14 protein-coding genes and 1 pseudogene are annotated in these 18,871 nt (G+C 61.5%); 7 read left to right on the top strand and 8 right to left on the bottom strand.

Features of this window, described 5'->3' with window-relative positions; translation table 11 throughout:
• Positions 1-7: 7 nt before the first annotated feature.
• Both urtB and urtA read right to left on the bottom strand, forming a co-directional pair.
• Positions 8-925 (bottom strand): urea ABC transporter permease subunit UrtB, encoded by a 918-nt coding sequence (urtB, locus tag BLQ74_RS25110; RefSeq protein WP_170842872.1) that lies wholly within the window; start codon positions 923-925, stop codon positions 8-10.
• 65 nt (positions 926-990) lie between these two features.
• Complete coding sequence (gene urtA / locus BLQ74_RS25105) at positions 991-2,235, bottom strand: urea ABC transporter substrate-binding protein (RefSeq protein ID WP_090267973.1); 1,245 nt, start codon at positions 2,233-2,235, stop codon at positions 991-993.
• Positions 2,236-2,534: 299 nt separating this feature from the next.
• Here urtA and BLQ74_RS25100 point away from each other — a divergent pair, with 299 nt between their 5' ends.
• Entirely contained in the window at positions 2,535-5,930 is a 3,396-nt protein-coding gene (locus BLQ74_RS25100) for a hybrid sensor histidine kinase/response regulator (RefSeq protein ID WP_090267971.1), read from the top strand.
• Positions 5,927-6,592, top strand: coding sequence for a response regulator (locus tag BLQ74_RS25095; RefSeq protein WP_090267968.1), 666 nt, complete (start codon positions 5,927-5,929; stop codon positions 6,590-6,592). The genes BLQ74_RS25100 and BLQ74_RS25095 overlap by 4 nt, the downstream gene beginning before the upstream one ends.
• A 480-nt stretch (positions 6,593-7,072) precedes the next feature.
• Here the strand turns inward: BLQ74_RS25095 and BLQ74_RS25090 are convergent, their stop codons facing one another.
• The 3 genes from BLQ74_RS25090 to BLQ74_RS25080 form a co-directional block, all read right to left on the bottom strand.
• Positions 7,073-8,500, bottom strand: coding sequence for an APC family permease (locus BLQ74_RS25090; RefSeq protein ID WP_090267966.1), 1,428 nt, complete (start codon positions 8,498-8,500; stop codon positions 7,073-7,075).
• A gap of 101 nt (positions 8,501-8,601) precedes the next feature.
• Positions 8,602-9,015, bottom strand: coding sequence for a RidA family protein (locus BLQ74_RS25085; RefSeq protein WP_090267965.1), 414 nt, complete (start codon positions 9,013-9,015; stop codon positions 8,602-8,604).
• Between the two features lie 11 nt (positions 9,016-9,026).
• A complete protein-coding gene (locus BLQ74_RS25080; RefSeq protein ID WP_090267964.1) occupies positions 9,027-9,920 on the bottom strand; it encodes a phytanoyl-CoA dioxygenase family protein in 894 nt (297 codons plus the stop codon).
• 257 nt (positions 9,921-10,177) lie between these two features.
• On the opposite strand from BLQ74_RS25080, the gene BLQ74_RS25075 reads away from it, so the two are divergent.
• Positions 10,178-10,873: a helix-turn-helix transcriptional regulator gene (locus BLQ74_RS25075; RefSeq protein ID WP_090267962.1), complete on the top strand. Its 696-nt coding sequence runs from the start codon at positions 10,178-10,180 to the stop codon at positions 10,871-10,873.
• Positions 10,874-10,963: 90 nt separating this feature from the next.
• Here the strand turns inward: BLQ74_RS25075 and BLQ74_RS28250 are convergent, their stop codons facing one another.
• Positions 10,964-11,149, bottom strand: a complete 186-nt coding sequence (locus BLQ74_RS28250; protein WP_139199125.1) for a hypothetical protein — start codon at positions 11,147-11,149, stop codon at positions 10,964-10,966.
• A 177-nt stretch (positions 11,150-11,326) separates the two neighbouring features.
• Here BLQ74_RS28250 and BLQ74_RS25070 point away from each other — a divergent pair, with 177 nt between their 5' ends.
• The 4 genes from BLQ74_RS25070 to BLQ74_RS27815 all read left to right on the top strand — a co-directional run bounded on the left by BLQ74_RS25070 (position 11,327) and on the right by BLQ74_RS27815 (position 17,567).
• The gene (locus BLQ74_RS25070) at positions 11,327-12,667 is read left to right on the top strand and encodes a chloride channel protein (protein ID WP_090267960.1); all 1,341 of its coding nucleotides are present in this window, start codon (positions 11,327-11,329) and stop codon (positions 12,665-12,667) included.
• Positions 12,668-13,119: 452 nt separating this feature from the next.
• A complete protein-coding gene (locus tag BLQ74_RS25065; protein WP_090267958.1) occupies positions 13,120-15,012 on the top strand; it encodes an ATP-dependent nuclease in 1,893 nt (630 codons plus the stop codon).
• A complete protein-coding gene (locus BLQ74_RS25060) occupies positions 15,009-16,727 on the top strand; it encodes a UvrD-helicase domain-containing protein (protein WP_090267956.1) in 1,719 nt (572 codons plus the stop codon). Before BLQ74_RS25065 ends, BLQ74_RS25060 begins: the two co-directional genes overlap by 4 nt.
• Before the next feature lie 570 nt (positions 16,728-17,297).
• Positions 17,298-17,567, top strand: a complete 270-nt coding sequence (locus tag BLQ74_RS27815; protein ID WP_090267955.1) for an AraC family transcriptional regulator ligand-binding domain-containing protein — start codon at positions 17,298-17,300, stop codon at positions 17,565-17,567.
• Positions 17,568-17,573: 6 nt separating this feature from the next.
• Here the strand turns inward: BLQ74_RS27815 and BLQ74_RS27810 are convergent.
• Positions 17,574-17,798 (bottom strand): annotated as a pseudogene (locus BLQ74_RS27810) (IS30 family transposase); the annotation flags it as partial.
• 477 nt (positions 17,799-18,275) lie between these two features.
• The coding region (locus BLQ74_RS25040; RefSeq protein ID WP_139199124.1) for an aldehyde dehydrogenase family protein at positions 18,276-18,871 on the bottom strand (596 nt) is incomplete at its 5' end.

Genomic DNA, 18,871 nt, shown 5'->3' with positions numbered 1-18,871 from the left:
GCGCTCCCTACTTGCGGACTTTTGCCGAGAACAGCCCCTGGGGCCGCATCATCAGGATGAGGATCACCGCCGACAGGGTCAGTACCTTGGCCATGGAACCGGAGAGGAAGAACTCCATGATCGATTGCGCCTGGGCGATGCCAAAGGCCGAGGCGATGGTGCCGAGCAGACTGGCCGCGCCGCCGAAGACCACCACCAGGAAGGTGTCGACTATGTACAGCGAACCGGAGGTGGGGCCGATGGAGCCGATGGTGGTGAAGGCTGCGCCCGCCACCCCGGCCACGCCGCAGCCGAGGGCGAAGGTCATGCGGTCCACGCGCTTGGTGTTGATGCCCACGGCGCGGGCCATCAGCCGGTTCTGCATGGTCGCACGGACCTGCTGGCCCCAGCGCGAGCGGTACAGCATGAGGAACAGGGTGATGGTCAGCAGCACCGTCAGGGCCATGACGAACAGGCCGTTCTTGGGGATGTCGATGCTGTCGGAGGGGCTCCAGGAACCCATGATCCAGACCGGCATCTCGGCGCTCACCTCGCGGGCGCCGAACACCGAGCGGAACAGCTGCTGCAGGATCAGCGACAGGCCCCAGGTGGCCAGCAGGGTGTCCAACGGCCGCTGGTACAGGCGGCTGATCATCGCCCACTCCACCAGCCAGCCGATAGCGCCAGCGACGAAGAAGGCGAGGACGATCGCGAAAAAGAAGTAGTAGGGCTGAAAAGCCGGGAAGTAGTGCATGGTCAGCGAGGACATCACGTAGGTGGTGTAGGCGCCGACGGCGAGGAACTCGCCATGGGCCATGTTGATCACCCCCATCTGCCCGAAGATGATCGCCAGCCCCAGTGCCATCAGCAGCAGCACGCAGAACACCGACAGGCCGTTGAAGCCCTGCATCACGGCGATCGCGCCGAACTCGGATAACCATTCCATGAGGGTCTCCCGCAAAGGTGGTGGTGCCGCCGCGCCGGCGGCGGGCGGCCCCGGTCAGGCAAGGCTTACTGGTAGCCCTTGGGGAAGGGGTTGGGTTCGATCAGGCCGGCGGACTCGTGGACCACCTTGAAGGTGCCATCTGGCTGGACCTGCCCGATGCGCGAGCGGCTCCACAGGTGATGGTTGTCGTGGACCTTCACATAGCCTTCCGGCGCAATCTTCAGCTCCAGGCCCGGCGAGGCCGCGACCACCTTGTCGACGTCGAAGCTGCCGGCCTTCTCCACCGCCATCTTCCACAGCCAGGGGCCGAGGTAGGCGGCCTGGGTCACGTCGCCGATGACCGCGTCCTTGCCGTACTTGGCCTTGAACGCCTCGACGAACTTCTTGTTGTTATCGTTATCCAGGGTCTGGAAGTACTTCATCGAGGAATAGAAGCCGGCCATGTTCTCGCCGCCGATGCCGAGCATTTCATCCTCGGTCACCGAGAGGGTCAGCAAGGTCTGCTTGGTCGAGGTGATGCCGGCGGCCTTGAGCTGCTTGTAGAAGGCCACGTTGGAGCCCCCGACTACAGCGGCGAAGACCACGTCGGGCTTTTTCAGCTTGATCTTGTTGGTCAGCGAGCCGAACTGGGTGCCGCCCAGCGGGTAGTACTCCTCACCCACCACTTCACCGTGCAGCACGTTCTCGATGTGCTTGCGGGCGATCTTCATCGAGGTACGCGGCCAGATGTAGTCCGAGCCCACCAGGTAGAAGGTCTTGGCGCCCTTCTCCTTGGCCAGCCAGTCCAGCGCCGAAAGGATCTGCTGGGTGGCCTCCTGGCCGGTATAGAACACGTTCTTCGACTGCTCCAGCCCCTCATAGAAGGTCGGGTAGTAGAGCAGGCCGTTGTCCTTCTCGAAGATCGGCAGCACCGCCTTGCGCGAGGCCGAGGTCCAGCAGCCGAACACCGCGGCGACTTTGTCGGCCTCCAACAGCTTCTTGGCCTTCTCGGCGAAGGTCGGCCAGTCGGAGGCGCCGTCTTCCTGGATGATCTTGATCTGCCGGCCGAGCACGCCGCCCTCGGCGTTGATCTGCTCGATGGCCAGGCGCTCAGCCTGGATCGCGCCGGTCTCGGAGATCGCCATGGTGCCGGTGGCCGAGTGAAGCTGGCCGACGGTGACTTCCTTGTCGGTCACCGCCAGGCCGGTGGTGTTGGCGGTGTCGGCCATCACTCCCTGGCTGAACACGCTGGCCGCCAGCAGGGACAATGCCGCGGCACCCAGCGCCAGGCGCCGGGGAAGGCTGGGTTTCACGCCCGATGGTCTGTGCATCTTCTCGCTCCTCTAAGTGATGTGCCGGTCGCCCCTTGTGACCGGGGCTGCGGGGGTTTTCGCTGCGGAGCAAGGATGCGCTGCGGGCGCGGTGGCGGAACATACGCAGGATGACGTAACGGCATACGTCATATGACGTACTGCCCCCTGCAACGGACTGGGGCATGCTCTGCCCATCGCGCGCCCGCGCGGAGCAACGCTGCCTGGGCGGTGCGCGCCGAGGTGCCTGGCCCGGGCCCCGCGCGGGGGCACGGAACTTGCCTGATGCCCCTTTCCGCCGAACCGCCAGGAGCGCCGCCGTGCAGCACACCGGGACGCAACGCATCGCCAAGATCCGCCGCGACTACAACAGCTGGGTCGCCGACGAGACGCTGGAGGACTACGCCCTGCGCTACACGCCCAGGTCCTTCCGCAAGTGGTCGGAGTTCCGCATCGCCAATACCGCGCTGGGCGCCGTGTCCTTCCTGGCCCTGGAAGCCATCGGCGGCGCCCTGGCGATCAGCTACGGCTTCACCAATACCCTATGGGCGGTATTGGCGGTGAGCCTGGTAATCTTCCTCACCGGCCTGCCGATCAGCTACTACGCGGCGCGCTACGGCGTGGACATGGACCTGCTGACCCGCGGCGCCGGCTTCGGCTACATCGGCTCGACCATCACCTCGCTGATCTACGCCAGCTTCACCTTCCTGTTCTTCGCCTTGGAAGCGGCGATCATGGCGCTAGCCCTGGAGCTGTACTTCCGCATCCCGCTGGCCCTGGCCTACGTGATCTGCTCGATCATCGTCATCCCCCTGGTCACCTACGGCATCACCCTGATAAACCGCCTGCAAATGTGGACCCAGCCGGTGTGGCTGATCCTGCTGGTGCTGCCCTACGTCTTCGTCATCGCCAAGAACCCCGGTGCGCTGGCCGACTGGACCACCTTCGCCGGCCGCGAGGGCGAGGTCGGCGCCTTCAACCTGCTATCCTTCGGCGCCGCCTGCACCGTGGGCCTGGCGCTGGTGACCCAGGTCGGCGAGCAGGTCGACTACCTGCGCTTCCTCCCCGAGAAGACCACGCGCAACAGCCGCCGCTGGTGGGCCGCTCTGCTGATGGCCGGCCCCGGCTGGATCATCCCCGGCTCGCTGAAGATGCTCGCCGGCGCCTTCCTCGCATTCCTCGCCCTGCAGCACGAAATCCCCATGGAGCGCGCCGCCGAGCCGACCCAGATGTACCTGGTCGCCTTCGGCTACGTGTTCGCCTCTCCCGCCTGGGCCATGGGCGCCATGGTGCTGTTCGTTATCGTCAGCCAGGTGAAGATCAACCTGACCAACGCCTATGCCGGCTCCCTGGCCTGGTCGAACTTCTTCGCCCGAGTCACCCACAGCCACCCCGGGCGTGTGGTGTGGCTGGTGTTCAACGTGCTGATCGCACTGATGCTCATGGAGCTGGGGGTGTTCGAGGCCATCGAGGAAGTCCTTGGTCTCTACGCCAACATCGCCATCGCCTGGATCGGTGCGGTGGTCGCCGACCTGGTGATCAACAAGCCCCTAGGCCTGTCGCCGAAACACATAGAGTTCAAGCGCGCGCACCTGTACGACATCAATCCGGTGGGCGTCGGCGCCATGTTGCTCGCCTCGCTACTCTCCGGTCTGGCCCACGCAGGGCTGTTCGGCGCACTGGCGCAGGCCGCTTCGCCGGTGGTTTCCCTGGGCTCGGCGCTGATCTGCGCGCCACTGCTGGCGTGGATCACCGGCAGCCGTTACTACATAGCCCGCACCAGCGTGCTGAAACTGGAACATCCACAGCAGACCCACCTGGAATGCGTGCTCTGCGCCAATGCCTTCGAGCGCGAGGACGTCGCCTTCTGCCCCGCCTATGGCGCGCCCATCTGCTCGCTCTGCTGCTCGCTGGACGCACGTTGCGGCGACCTGTGCAAACCCAAGGCGCGGCTGGCAGCGCAGTTCGACGCCCTGCTGCGCTGGCTGCTGCCGAACACCTCGGTACCCCACCTGCATACCCGCCTGGCGCACTATCTGGGCGTGCTCATCATCTTGGTCGGCCTGATGTTCTGCGCCCTGACGCTGATCTACAGCCAGGTCTCCCAAGGCCTCCAGGGCGACGAGCGCCACCTGCTGTATCAGGGCTTCTTCAAGGCGTTCATGCTCCTCACCCTGTTCGCCGCGGCGCTGGCCTGGTGGGTGGTGCTGACCCGCGAGAGCCGCCATGTCGCGCTGGAGGAATCGACCCGGCAGACCGCGCTGCTGATGCAGGAAATCCAGGCCCACCGCAAGACCGACGAGGCCCTGCAGAAAGCCAAGGAAGCCTCGGAAGCCGCCAACGCCGCGAAGAGCCGCTACGTCACCGGGCTCTCCCACGAACTGCGTACCCCATTGAACAGCATCCTCGGCTACACCCAGATCCTGCAGCGCGATCCGGCCAGCAGCAGCCGCCAGCAGGACGCCCTGGCCACCATCTACCGCAGCGGCTCGCACCTGCTGTCGCTGATCGACGGCCTGCTCGACGTGGCCAAGATCGAGGCCGGCAAGCTCAACCTCGAAGCCACGGAAGTCCCCTTCCCGGAATTTCTCCAACAGCTCAAACAGATGTTTGCCCCCCAGGCCAAGGAAAAGGGTCTGAGCTTTCGCTTCGAATCCCAGGGGCGCATCCCCGCGGTGGTGCGCGGCGACGAAAAGCGCATCCGCCAGATCCTCATCAACCTGCTCGGCAACGCGGTGCGCTACACCGACCGCGGCGGCGTCACCCTGCGCGTGACCTATGCTCGGGAAACCGCCACCTTCGAAATCATCGACAGCGGCATAGGTATTCCCGAGGAACAGCTGGAGCGCCTGTTCCAGCCCTTCGAACGCGGCGACCCACTGCGCCAGGACAACGGCCTGGGGCTGGGCCTGACCATCACCCGCATGCTGGTCGCACTGATGGGCGGCGCCCTGGACGTGAGCAGCACGCCGGGCCAGGGCACCCGCTTCGTGGTCCGCCTGTTCCTCTCCGAAGTGCGCGTGCCGCAGGCGCTGGTCCACGTCGAGCACAACATCGTCGGCTACCGGGGCGCGCGCCGCCTGGTGCTGCTGGTAGACGACCACATCGAACACCGCCGCGTGCTGGCCGGCATGCTCGCCCCCCTGGGCTTCGACCTGGCCGAGGCCGGCAACGGCCAGGAAGCCATCCGCCAGGTGGCGCTGCTGCAGCCGGACCTGATCCTCATGGACCTCTCCATGCCCCTGCTCGACGGCCTGGAGACCAGCACCCTGATCCGTCGCAACGGCCTTTCCACCGCGCCCATCATCGTCATCTCCGCCAACGCCTTCGCCGACGACCGCGAACGCAGCGTGGCCGCCGCCTGCGACGACTACCTGGCCAAACCGGTGCACACGCCGCGGCTGCTGGAGAAGATCAAGCAGCAGCTCGGCCTGGAATGGCTGGAGGGCAACGACGAGTCCCCCGTCCCGCCACCGACCCCGTTGCAGGCGCCAAGCGCGGCCAGTCTGGCAGAGCTCCACGAGCTGGGCGCGCTGGGCTACGTGAAAGGCATCCTCGAACGCCTGGACCGCATCGAGCGCGAAGAGCCGGCCAGCGCCGCATACGTGGACGCGCTGCGCAAGCTGGTCAAGCGCTTCCAGCTCAACGACTTCAACCGCCGCCTCAAGGAAACCCTACAGCCGGCCGACCTACCCCTGGAAGGAGAGAAACCATGAACGCCGCCCTACAGCCCCCCCCTGCAGGCGTCGTGCTGATAGTCGACGACACCCCGGACAACCTGGCCCTGCTCTCCGACGCCCTGGACGCCGCAGGCTACATGGTGCTGGTGGCCATGGACGGCGCCAGTGCACTGGAACGCATGCAGCGCCGCCGCCCGGACGTGGTCCTGCTGGACGCGGTGATGCCCGGCCTGAACGGCTTCGAGACCTGCCGGCGGATCAAGGCCCAGGCCGAGATAGCCGACATCCCAGTGCTGTTCATGACCGCCCTGACCGAAAGCGAACACGTGGTCGAAGCCTTCACCGCCGGCGGCATCGACTACGTCACCAAGCCCCTGAAGACCGACGAAGTCCTCGCCCGCGTGGCTGCGCACCTGAGGACCGCCCGTGAACTTCAGGCCGCCAGGAGAACCCCGGCCAGTCGCCCGCAACTCACCGGCGAGCAGAACCTCGAAGCCCTCAGCAGCCGCTACCAGTTGACCGGCCGCGAAGTCGAAGTCCTCCACTGGGTAGCCTGCGGCAAGACCAACCGCGACATAGGCGACATTCTCGGCCTCTCACCCAGAACGGTGAACAAGCACCTAGAACACGTCTACGTGAAACTCGGCGTGGAAACCCGCACCGCCGCCGCCGCGCTGGCCATCGCGGCTTGCCGCTGACGAGCAGCTCGACAGAAGCTGACGCCACAAAGAGGACATAATCTCAACCGCCCACACTGCTGGAGGCCGCCATGTCATCCCGACAACGCTTTAGGAAACATGACATGGCCCGAACCTACCGTCGTCGCACCTGCCGCTACGAGCACGAGCTCGCCCTCTGGACATCGAACCGAACGAATGGAGCCTCCACTGCGCCGCCGTCTGCAAGCACCTCGCGCACAACCACAGCGACAACTAGCGGAGCAGCAGGACCATGTCCATTCGCTACTCAAGAGCCTTGGCAGCTTGCAGAGCCTGCACTTCACTATGTCTCTCAGAGCGGATCAGACGTTTATAAGGCCCGATTCGAACATGGCAAGCTGGAGTGCGGCATTGCCCTGACGCCCTCTGGCCATGTCGGAAGCTTCCACATCCAGCCAGTCTAGGCGCCTGATGGCGGAAGCCCGTGGCGAGGCAAGGGTCCATGACACGGGCTCTCGATCAGGCCAGCTCCTGTAGGGCCATGTACCGTTCGGGCGAACGGCCCCTTAGCATCAGGGCGGAGATGCTACCCACTGCGAATGCGAGCACCACTAGCATCCCCATCACCGGCGCAATGCTGTCTTCGTCCCCGCCGATCAGCGTGGGTAGGTTGACGATGGCAATGACCAGGCAGGAGACGACACCGATGAGCCCGCCGAGTGGGGCTATGCGTGTCTGCCACAGCCGGCGATCGTGACCGCTTCGCTTGAAGTAGGCGAGGATGGCCAGGCTGGCCAGGACGAGAATCACCATGTATCCCAGGGTGCCCGCCGTGGCGCCCCACGTATAGATCTGCGTAACCGGGTCCAGACCGGCCAACGCCAGCACCAGTATGCCTGCCACGGCAAAACCGCTCTGGAGCAGCGAAGCGACGTAGGGCGAACCATGTCGGGCGTGGATGTGAGCGCAGCGGCCCGGTAGGATCGCGTACTTGCCGAGGATGTACTGATAACGCACCACGATGTTGTGCAGCGAAAGCATGCAAGCGAACAGGCTGGTGATCAGCAGAACCTGAATCACATCGCTGAAGGCTTTACCCAGATGCCGCTCTGACAACAGCAGGTACATGTCGCCTGGATGTGCATTAGCGAAGGCGACCACTTGATCGACGCCGATACCGGCCACCGTGCACCACATCGACAGGACATAGAAGATTCCCACCGTGAACACCGCTGTGTAGGTAGCGATTGGAATCGTCCTTTCGGGGTTCCTCGCCTCTTCTCGATAGATCACGGTGGACTCGAAACCAATGAATGAGTAGATGGCGAAGAGCAGCCCCAGCCCCGGCGAACCGGACAGGATATGGGATGCCTGGAAGGACTCGACCGGCATACTGTCTACGCCCTTGTCCACAAGAATCAGCAGGTCGAGCAACAACACGACACCGATTTCGAGTACCAGCGCGATGCCAAGAACCTTTGAGCTCATTTCGATGCGCCGGTAGCCCAGTACACCGATGCAGGCTACCGCCCCCAGCGTCGCCAGCCACCACGGCGGCGCAACACCGAACAAACTGCCGAGAAGCCCGCTGACGGCGTAACCGACATAGGTGCCGATGGCCAGCAGAAACAGTGAATACGAAACCATCGCCAGTGATGCAGCGCCCAGACCGACTACGCGTCCCAGCCCCTTCTGGATACATGCATAGAAAGCACCAGCGTTACCGATATGGCGAGAAATCGCGACAAAGCCGACCGAAAACAAGAACATGATCAGCATCGCCGCCAATGCATCGAAGGGCGCTGCCGCGCCATTTCCGAGCCCGATCATCAATGGGGTGTTGGCGGCCATCACCGTCAGGGGAGCAGCCGTGGCAATCACCATCATGACGATGGACGTAACGCCGAGATCGCCGCTCAGCGTGTGCGAGTGGGTATTGGAAGTCATCTTGTCTGTCCCGTTATGTCGTTTGAGTAACCCGCGACGGGGCTAGCGTCGCGGGGCGGGCAAGTCGATCGCCAGAGGCGAAGCAAGGCAAATAGTCGTTTTCAGGAGCACGCCACTGCGATGGCTGTGATTTCCAGCTGCTGGGCGGGATGCAGCATGGACTGCACTTCGAGCGTGGTGCTGGTCGGACGATGAGCGCCAAGCCAGGGCACCAGCCGGTCTGGGAGGACTGCGGCTAAGGCGTGAATGTCGGTGGTATAGAAATTCCAGGCGACGAGGTGGCGGCGCTCCAGACCATCCGCGTGCAAGCAGCGATCCAGTACCGCGAGGATGTAGTCCAATTGGGCACCGATATCGCCCTCGCCGACCAGCTCCAGCGTCTCCAGACCGCCCTGCAGCGGTGCGATCCCCGAGAGATACAGCGTGTCGCCTGCCCTCACCGACTGGTGGAAGGCAAACGCGTCGAAGACGTCCTGGTCGAGATATCCCACTTCAGGGGTGTACCGCTTGATCATGGTCGAGTCCCTTAGACGCTTTCGCTCAACAGGTTCTGGCGGAAGCTTCCAGCACTGTCCTGCCGCTCGGCGTCGACCAGCTCGATACCCATGTTGCGCTGCTGGACATCATCGCGCAGCGCAACGAGGGGGTCTTCGAAATCGCGGGTGTACCCCAAGGCGAAGCACCCGTACTGGTACCCCATGATCTTGAGCAATGCCTCGGGAAGCGTCTGAGCCACATCCCGCGGCGTGGAGAGGTACTGGTTCTCCTCCTGGCGGACCCAGCCGACGGCGTAGGTGATATTGATGGCCTGACGGATACCGTCGGAACGGTTGGCCCCTGCTCCGTGGTAGATCTTGCCGGTGTAGAACAGTGCCGAGCCCCGTTTCATCACTGCGGGGATGCTCTGCGCTTCGCTGTACTTCTGCTTGCGGCCGGTAAACTGGCTGCCGGGCACCAGGCGGGTTGCGCCGTTCTCTTCGGTGTAGTCGGTCATGGCCCACAACAGATTGCACTGCACCTGGTAATCGTCCGGGAACGGGAAGAAGTCCCAGGCTAGTTCATCTTGGTGGAGCATCTGCGCGGGCGAACCGGGATAGACGCTGATGATCTGCGTCAGGTGCAACTGAAAGGCCGAGGCATGGGACAGAAAACACTCTGCAACACCCAGCACGGTCGGGTGCATCACCAGCTCGCGAGCCGCGGGCGACCGGGCGATCAAGGCGCCGGTACGCTTGGTCTGGAGACCGATGAACTTATCCTTACCGTAGTCTGTGTGCTGAATGAACGGCGCCATTTCCGCGGCGATCCGATCCATCAGCTCATTGCTGGCCAGCTCTTCGACGATGACATAACCGTGCTCACGCAGCGATTGCTCGATATGCTCCGGAGTGGCGGTGTTGGGAAGGTGGGTAGGAATCATGGCGTACCTCGCAAACGATTGGAGTGGGTTGCGAGGCGAGAGTAGGCAGCATGCGACCGGCCAACAATCCATCCTAGGATGGACAAATTCACGCTGAATCGGCGCTTTTCACCGTGTTGGTGCGCATACTAGCCGCTCGGCACCAGGATGATGCCGACTGCGGTCGCCAGCGACCATAGCCGGCCCTCGCGCGCGGTTGGCGGCATGCTTCTTGCCTAAACAGACATGGCATTCGCAATCGTCCGAGTCTGCTGCATATGAACGCCACCTTGCTGTCCAGTGAAGACATTCTGGTCCGAGAAGCCCTCTCGTTCAGTCGCCAGCTCCTCGGTGTCAGCGGGGCATTGTTCTATTGGGTCGACAATCGCCGCCAGGAAATGCGGGTACTCGACACGCTCGGCGTGCCCACTGGCTTTCTCGAGCAGTACAGCCATGGTATGCAGTCGCTCGACCCCATGGGGGTTCGCCGCATGCTCGAACGACATGAAAGTGTCGGCGTGCTGAGCATGGCCCCCACCGAGCAATCGCTGAACGACATGCGCCATTACCACGGGTACCTGCACTCCTTCGGTGTCATCGACACCATCGACCTGATGTTCTGGGGGGGAGAGTCGGCCTACGGCGGTATCGGGCTGCTGCGTACCCTGGCAGACCCTCCCCTGTCCATGGAGTTGCCCGCCCTGGACACGTTCCAGCGTTTTCTCGAAGCCAGCTTCGACCGACATCCCCATGTCCGGCAGATTCAGCGTGATTTGCGCCTGCAGCATTCCGGGCTCAGCTACCGGGAGCGACAAGCCGCCTTGCTGATCGGTATGGGCGCCTCGAACCAGGAAGTGGCCGACGCAATGGGAATCACCCTGGCAACCGCCAAGACCTATGTGGTTCGAATCTTTGAGAAGCTCGGAGTGGAGAGTCGCACAGCGCTCGCTGCTTACCTATCTCAATTGAGCTAGTGACTGGGGCTTCAGCTTCAACGCACTGTTCCTCGCTAGAGCTGAATTTGAGGCTTTCGTGCAGTGACCAACCCTCGCGTGAGGATTTTTTCAGTAGCGATGCTTCGCTTGGGTTGCATTGCGATCGACGGCAAAACCTTCACCCTTGACCAGGCCGGCTGCCATGCAGCGCCGCAGCACCTCATTGAACAACCAGCGGAACAGATGCGTAATTGCATTTACTTGAACAGCCAGTTGCATTCGGCTTGAAAAGTCAATTGCATTCGCACTGAACACTCAATTGCATCCTGTGGCCCTATGCACGCAAAGGGACGACTGGCAAAAATCGGCCATTAACGGCCATTGAATGTTTACAAAATCAGGAGGCAGACATCTCTTCCCTCTAATCGTGCATACGCGGATTAGATAAAGATGGCGATAATTGCCACTTGGTCCACGATCCTGGTCGCGTCGATGTCCGAACAACCCAACCCAGACTACGCAGAACCCGCCCCCATCGCCCAACCCAGACGGTTCCGACGGCCACGCTGGCTGGAGTGGCGACAACGCCTGGCGTTCTGGATCGGCGCACTGCTTGTGGGTCTGGTGGCGCTGGCCTTTGCCTGGCTGGCGGACCAGTCCTTCGCTCTGTTCAAGCGCATGCTCGGCGTCGCCCCCTGGCTGCCGCTGCTAGTGACCCCGGCGGGCTTCGCCCTGTTGGCCTGGATCACCCAGCGCTGGTTCGTTGAGGCCAAGGGCAGCGGCATTCCCCAGGTAATTGCCGCGCTGGAGTCACCCTCGCGGCGCTTCCGCGCCCGCGTGTTGGCGTTGCCGGTGGCCGCCGTGCGAATGCTCTTCACCCTGGCCGCGCTGCTGGTCGGTGGCTCGGTAGGCCGCGAAGGGCCCACAGTGCATGTCGGCGCCGCAGTCATCTACGCCTTCGGCCGACGCCTAGGCCTACACGGGAGGCGCACCATCGCAGGACTGATCCTCGCCGGCGGCGCAGCCGGCATCGCTGCGGCATTCAACACCCCCTTGGCGGGTATCGTGTTCGCCATCGAGGAACTGAGTCGCACCTTCGAGCAACGCTTTAGTGGCCTAGTACTAACTGCGGTGCTAATCGGCGGAGCCGTCACGCTCGGCCTGATGGGCCATTACTCCTACTTCGGCGAGATCGGCGGCAGCCTCCCGGCAGGCTGGGGCTGGAGCGAAGTGCCGGCCTGTGCCCTGCTCGGCGGCCTGTTAGGCGGGCTCTACGTCAAGCTGGTGCTCCCCACCCGGAACGGCTGGCTGGGCCGCATCTGCCGCCTGCGCGAGCGCTTCCCAGTACACTTTGCCGCCGCCTGCGGCCTGTTGCTGGCGTTGCTGGGGCTGGCCTCGGGTAACCATGTGTTTGGCACCGGCTACGAGGAAACCCGCGCCCTGCTCGAAGGCCACCCGATCACCGACCAGGACTTCCTGCTGTGGAAGTTCCTGGCCAACGTAGTGTCCTATTTATCCGGGATTCCCGGCGGCCTTTTCTCGCCCTCGCTAAGCATTGGAGCGGCCTTCGCCCCGCTACTGTCATTGTTGCCCGACATCAACCCACAGACTTGTGCGCTGCTGGGCATGGGCGCCTACCTCGCCGGCGTGACCCGCTCGCCGCTGACCGCCTCGGTGATCGTCCTGGAGCTCTCCCACAGTCCCGACCTGGTCATCCCCATGCTGGCCGCCACGGTCATGGCCGCCACCATCTCCGGCTGGATCGCACCGGTCTCGCTGTACCACGCTCTGGCCCGTCAGGTGCTGGACAAGATCGCGCCGAGCAGTCCCTGATCCGCGTATCCCCATCTCGATGGTGATCGATGAGTCCAGCGACGGCGGCTCGAGCGCTGGCATCCGGTTGAAATGCAGTCAAAAGCGCGCTTTTTCATGAACTTCTTTTGACACGGTCAGAGCACAACCACTCACTCCGCGTCGGTCCAGAGGTGTTCTATGGAGCTTTTCAGCGCCCGGTGCCGATCAGGTCTACCTCAGCCATTCAGTTGTTTCTTGCTGAACGTCGCCTATGGGTCGTTAGCGGTCCATTCGTGAATTACTGCTTTCGTCCCTCAGCCATACGAGGCTACTGGTCATATCGAATGCAAATCACTGGTCAAGTGCATGGCAGATTTCCCAATATGCACGCCGCACGTGTTCCTGACCTCCCGCTGCTCCTCATTTTTCGCCGTTATTGCGTAGCTCCGCCGGAATAGGGTTCCATCCGCAAATCAAGGATGGAGAACCTCATGTACCTGGCTGAACTCACCATAAAAAACTTCCGCAAGCTGCGTGACGCCAAGCTGAAATTCCAGCCTGGACTGAATGTTCTCGTCGGCCCAAACAATGTGGGAAAAAGCGCCGTAGTGGATGCTCTCCGGACCCTCTTGGCCGGGCATGAAGAGCCTTATCCCCGTCTTGATATCGCTGACCGTCATCGACCTTCAGAAGGCGAATCAGAAGGCGACATCAGCTTCCACTTCGTCTTCAAGGATCTCAGTCACGACGACGAAGCCGACTTCATCGCGGCTCTGCAGCCCGGTGCTGACAACACCATGGAAGCGCACATCCACGTCAGGTACACCGATGCCGATCAGACTGGCCGCTTCCGGGTGAAACGGTGGTGTGGAGATCACCAGGACATCCCGCTCACCTCGGACATGATGGAAAACCTGCGCGGCGTCTACCTACAACCTTTGCGTGATGCCGCCCAGGGACTGCGTCCAAGCCGCAACAGCCAACTGGCTCGCCTGCTCCACCTCCTGACCGATGCTGAAGGCCGGGAGAAGATCAATACTGCGCTGAAGGAACTAGATGAGCAGTTGCAGCAGAACGAGGCGATCAAAAGTACCCATACCGCGATCTCCACCAGGCATAGCTCCATGATGGGTGAGCAGCTGGCGCAGGTACTGGCAGTCGGACTCAGCGCAACCGATTTCCAGCGCCTTTCCGCACGCCTCTCCCTGACTGCTCAGTCCATGGAGATTGAGCAAAACGGCCTTGGCTTCAACAATCTGATTTTCATGGCAGTGGTGCTCAGTGAGCTGGCTAAGAATCCTGAAGCAGCGTACCGAAGCTTGATCGTGGAGGAGCCGGAGGCCCACCTCCACCCCCAACTGCAGCGCGTTCTCCTGAGCTACCTGGCCGGCATTCCGGCCAAAGAAGGTGAGAAGCCGGTGCAATTGTTCGTCACCAGCCACTCGCCGAACTTCGCCAGCAATTCGAAGCTTGAATCCCTGGTGTGCTTGGTCGAGAACGAATCCGGCGTGGAGACCTTCTTTCCACGTGATGTCCAGTTCGCAAAAGGTAAGCGGGAGAAGCTTGAGCGCTACCTGGACGTGACTAGAGCCGAGCTATTCTTCGCCCGCCGCGTCATCTTCGTGGAGGGCGCTGCAGAACTAATGCTGGTCGACGCGCTCGCGAAGATTTTGGGATTCGACTTGAGGGAATATGGCATCAGCCTCATCAGTGTCGAGGGGCTGAACTTCGACTCGTTCCTGCCGCTGTTTGGAGAAAAAGGGCTGCGAATCCCGGTCTCGGTCATTACCGATGCTGACCCGTTCGAAGAAGAAGAGGTACTTGAATCCGCTGAGGATGAGCGACCTGACGAGGAGATCCAGGAGGAGCTGCTCGCGGAGGCAACCTACCTCGACGAAACAGATGCAGAAAACGGGGAAGAAGCCGAGCAACCGGCCGTCGAAGGTGGCGAGCCGAAGAAAAAGAAGAAGCTAAAGGCTGCATATCCCGCGCTCGGCGAGACTGTTCGGATATCGAGCAACACGCTGAAAATGAAAGAATCCGAAGATCAGTTTGTGAAGGTGCACCACGGGGTGAAGACCCTTGAGTACGACTTGGCGCTACTGGCGGAAAATCGGAACGCCATGCTGAAAGCATTGGCTGAACTTCATCCCAGGAGCTCGGTGGCGCTGAGAAAAATCGTGGACGGCGCGCCGGACAACACAGCCAAAGCCAAGGCGCTATTCTGCGGGATGTTCGAGCGCAAGGACAGCAGTAGCAATGTGCAGAAGGGCCGCTTCGGCCAAGCGCTCGCCGAGCAGATTGCTATAACACCAGGATGCAAGGTCCCTAAGTACCTTGAGCAAGCGATACGACACGTTTGCCAGGGAGCGGACACGCCATGAAGCTATCCGATGAGCAGAAAGCTGTAATCGAAGCCCCGCTAGAACCTATGGCGATTACAGCTTGCGCAGGCAGTGGAAAAACAGCCACAGCTATTCGGCGACTGATCGCCATTCGGCAAAAGCTGGCCGATCACCGCGGTCGCGTCGTGCTGTTGTCGTTTTCCAATGTCGCCGTTGATACCTTCAACAAAGGTTACGCAGAGCTCGCCTCGGGTCTGCCGGACGACGCTAATCGCAAGCGCGTAGAAGTGGACACGCTAGACGGATTCTTCACCCAGCATGTTCTGCGTCCCCATGCCTACCGCACCATGGGAGCCACGCGAACCCCCTATCTTGTATCGGGTTCGGAAGCGTTCTTAAGTAGCTTCCAGTACTGGAAGAGCAAAACCGAGCGCCCAATCCCGATCAAGGATGTGCAGGTAGGTGTAGAGAATGGAAGGTCGATCTTCTTCATCGACACCCAGGGGACGGTGGAACAGCTTGATCGCGGAAAGGCCCAGGAGCTCATCGAAAAGCTGGGGCGCACTGGTGCATATACCCATGATCTTGGGCGCTACTGGGTAATTCGAACACTGCTTCAACAGCCTGCCATTCTGAGGGCATTGGCTACCCGCTATCCCCAGGTGCTGGTCGACGAATCGCAGGATCTGGGCACGATGCACAAAGTGACCTTGGAAATCCTCATCAAGGCGGGCGTGCAGGTATCACTGATTGGAGACGTTAACCAAGGCATCTTCGCATTCGCCGGCGCTGATGGCATGTTTTTAAAAACCTACGCCGATCGCCCGGGAGTGAAAGACTACAAGCTTACGCGGAATTACCGCTCCCTCCCTCCCATCATCGATATAGCCAACCGGCTCTGCGGCCGAAACGATGAGCCAGACAGGCAACCCGGGCAAGGTGGCGCATTCTTCGTAGGGTACAAGGACGCCGAGCTACCTAAGCTGATCAGCTCTTTCAAAGCTCGTCTCGGCGAACTGGGCATAGAGGAGAAAGACGCAGTCATTCTCAGCAGGAACACGGATCGCGCTGCCAAGCTTGCAGGAAAAACAGCCGCCCCAGGACAGGGAGTTGTGAACCTTTTTGCAGAGGCTGCATTGGCCCGTGATCAACAGCATCGCTATCAGCATGCTTTCCGTCTGGTATGCAACGCGGTTGAGAGCCTGATCGACGATGCCCCGCGCGGACTCAGCTCGACGCTGCAGGGGGCGCCCCACGAAGCCTGGATGTTGGGGTTTAGGCGGTTGCTGTGGGCATTTACCCGCAATACCGAGACTGGGCTACCGTCCTGTTCGCTCCAAGCCAAAGCACAATGGCATCCGAAGCTGGTCGCAAATCTGCGCGCCTTGCTTACTCAAACTGATCAACTGTTCGGGCTGAAAACAGTCGCTACGTTCGGACATAAGATGGCCAAGAAGCGCTTGGAGGACGTCGCGCTCAGCGGTGCCAAAGCTGATGACCAGGAAGCTCATGGCTTAAGAGTTGAGACTGTTCACCAGGTTAAAGGCGAGTCCATCGGCGCAGTGCTCTACGTCGCGACTAAGGCCAACATCACCGCATTGCTGGCCGGCACGGCTACGGAAGACGGCCGTATCGGCTACGTGGCGCTGACGAGAGCGAAAAACCTCTTTTGGCTTGCCGCCCCCAAGAGTTGCTTGGGCGCAATGCGCACAGACTTGATCAACGCTGGCTTCATCGAGGCCGCAGCACAGTAACGATGAGCTAACCAGGCTCGGTCGATCATGCGTATTTGCACCCGCGTGACCAGTCACTTGCATTCGATCTGACCGATCTTTCGCATGGCTAAGGGGCGAAAGCAGCCATCCACGACCGGCAGCTATCGACCGATTCTGTTGAAAAAGTCGGTACTGGCCAGCGTCGCCTGTTCATAGCCCCAAAAGCGGCTGATTTGTGCGTTGCTACGCGAAATCTGGATTAGTTCAGAGGCGGCCATAGGCTCAGATTTCAACGTCCGCCGCGCAATTTCGTGGGCAGAAATTGCAGCGGGACTTTTTCAACACAATTGACCCATTGCAGCCATTCGTGGATGACCTAAGCCAGCTTGAAGCAGGTGATCACGATGTGCAGGGAGCGCCCAATAGCAAGGGGACTCGCCTCCTGTGCGCCATCTGTGCGGATACTTCAACTTCGGCCGGCGGGCCCTCATGGCGCCAATCGATGGTTTGCTGGCGCCGTTTGCATGAGTGAAATGACCTGTGTTGTTTATGCTGAAGTGACTTCACGAGCGAAGAAGGGCCTTTACTTGGCCATTCATGAGTATCTCTATGCCGCGAACCCAAAATTTCAGCATGGATATCGGGTGGCAGGCCCTGCTAAAAGTCCTCGGTCTTCAACCGAGTCATGTTCTCCGCAGGGCAGGCCTTCCTGAAGATCTGTTATCACGCGAAGGCCAGCAGCTAGTTACTGCCGACTATTTTCGTTTCTGGCGGGCGTTGGAGGTGGAAGCCGGTGGCGCCATGTTCCCTTTGCGTATCGTCGAAACTGTCTCGGCGGAGTCTTTCGACCCTCCGCTGTTCGCAGCTCTCCCTGGTTAAAACACTGCCCTTCGGGAAGTACTGCCGTAGCAGGCCATTGGTGTTTTCATTCGCCCCGCGCTGCCAAGGATTCTGTAGGTCACAAAAGTAGACCAGAATATCCGTCGCTAGAGTGAATCGCTTGTGAGCAGCTATCTCCTTGCCTCGATCCCAGGTCAGGGATTGGTAGAGTTCCTGAGGCAATCGCTGAGCATTCTCGATCAGTGCATTCACCACTGTCTCGGTGTCCTTTCCAACTGCCGCTGCAAGCGACCGTCTGGGTCGAGTGCAGCTGTATGCTGGTCGATCGCCTTGGGCGTGCCATGGAAGGTGAGTTACAAGGCGGACAACAGCTGGCAGTCATAAAGTGCCGCGCTCATCCGCTGCACTGTCCCTCAATTGACCTGGCAAAGTTCAATCCTGGTCAGCCATGGATCTCAGCCGCTGACGCATGCCCGCGCTGGCGGCTGGTCCGGCCTGCACGCGGCAATGGTCCAAGGGCACAAGATGGCCATCGGCGATATCCGCCATCATCGGCAGCACCAGTCGCCCAGTCTCCCGCTCGACAATCTGCACGCTTTTGCACTGGCGAGATTCAAAGAGGCGTTTGAGTAACACACCAAGAAAAACGGGATTCCGACTTTAGGAATCCCGTTGTGCTAGCAGTGGCAAGGCCTACCACCCGACAATGCAGCCAACCCCGCAACTTCTGGCACTGGGTCAAAGAGCTCAGCGATTGCTGGGGAACGCGAACTGAGCGGCCTCATGACTTGCTCGCTTGGGCCAACGCTGGGTAATGGCCTTGCGCTTGGTGTAGAAGCGCACGCCGTCCGGGCCGTAGGCGTGGAGGTCGCCGAACAGCGAGCGCTTCCAGCCGCCGAAGCTGTGGTAGGCGACCGGCACCGGCAGCGGCACGTTGACGCCGACCATGCCGACTTCGATTTCGTCGCAGAACAGGCGGGCGGCTTCACCGTCGCGGGTGAAGATGCAGGTGCCGTTGCCGTATTCGTGGTCGTTGATCAGTTGCATGGCTTCTTCGAGGCTGTTCACGCGGACGATGCACAGCACCGGGCCGAAGATTTCTTCCTTGTAGATGCGCATGTCCGGGGTGACGCGGTCGAACAGGCAGCCGCCGAGGAAGAAGCCGTTCTCGTGGCCGGCGACCTGGTAGCCGCGGCCATCGACCACCAGCTCGGCGCCAGCGGCAACGCCGTCGTCGACGTAGCCGGTGACCTTGTCCAGGTGCACGCGGGTGACCAGCGGGCCCATGTCGAGGCCGCAGGAGGTGCCGGCGCCGATCTTCAGGGCCTTGATCTGCGGAACCA

This window comes from Pseudomonas panipatensis, from assembly GCF_900099785.1.
In the GTDB taxonomy this organism is placed as follows: Bacteria; Pseudomonadota; Gammaproteobacteria; order Pseudomonadales; family Pseudomonadaceae; genus Pseudomonas; species Pseudomonas panipatensis.
Note: the sequence above shows the minus strand (reverse complement) of the source record. Positions and strands in the feature narration are given on the sequence as shown.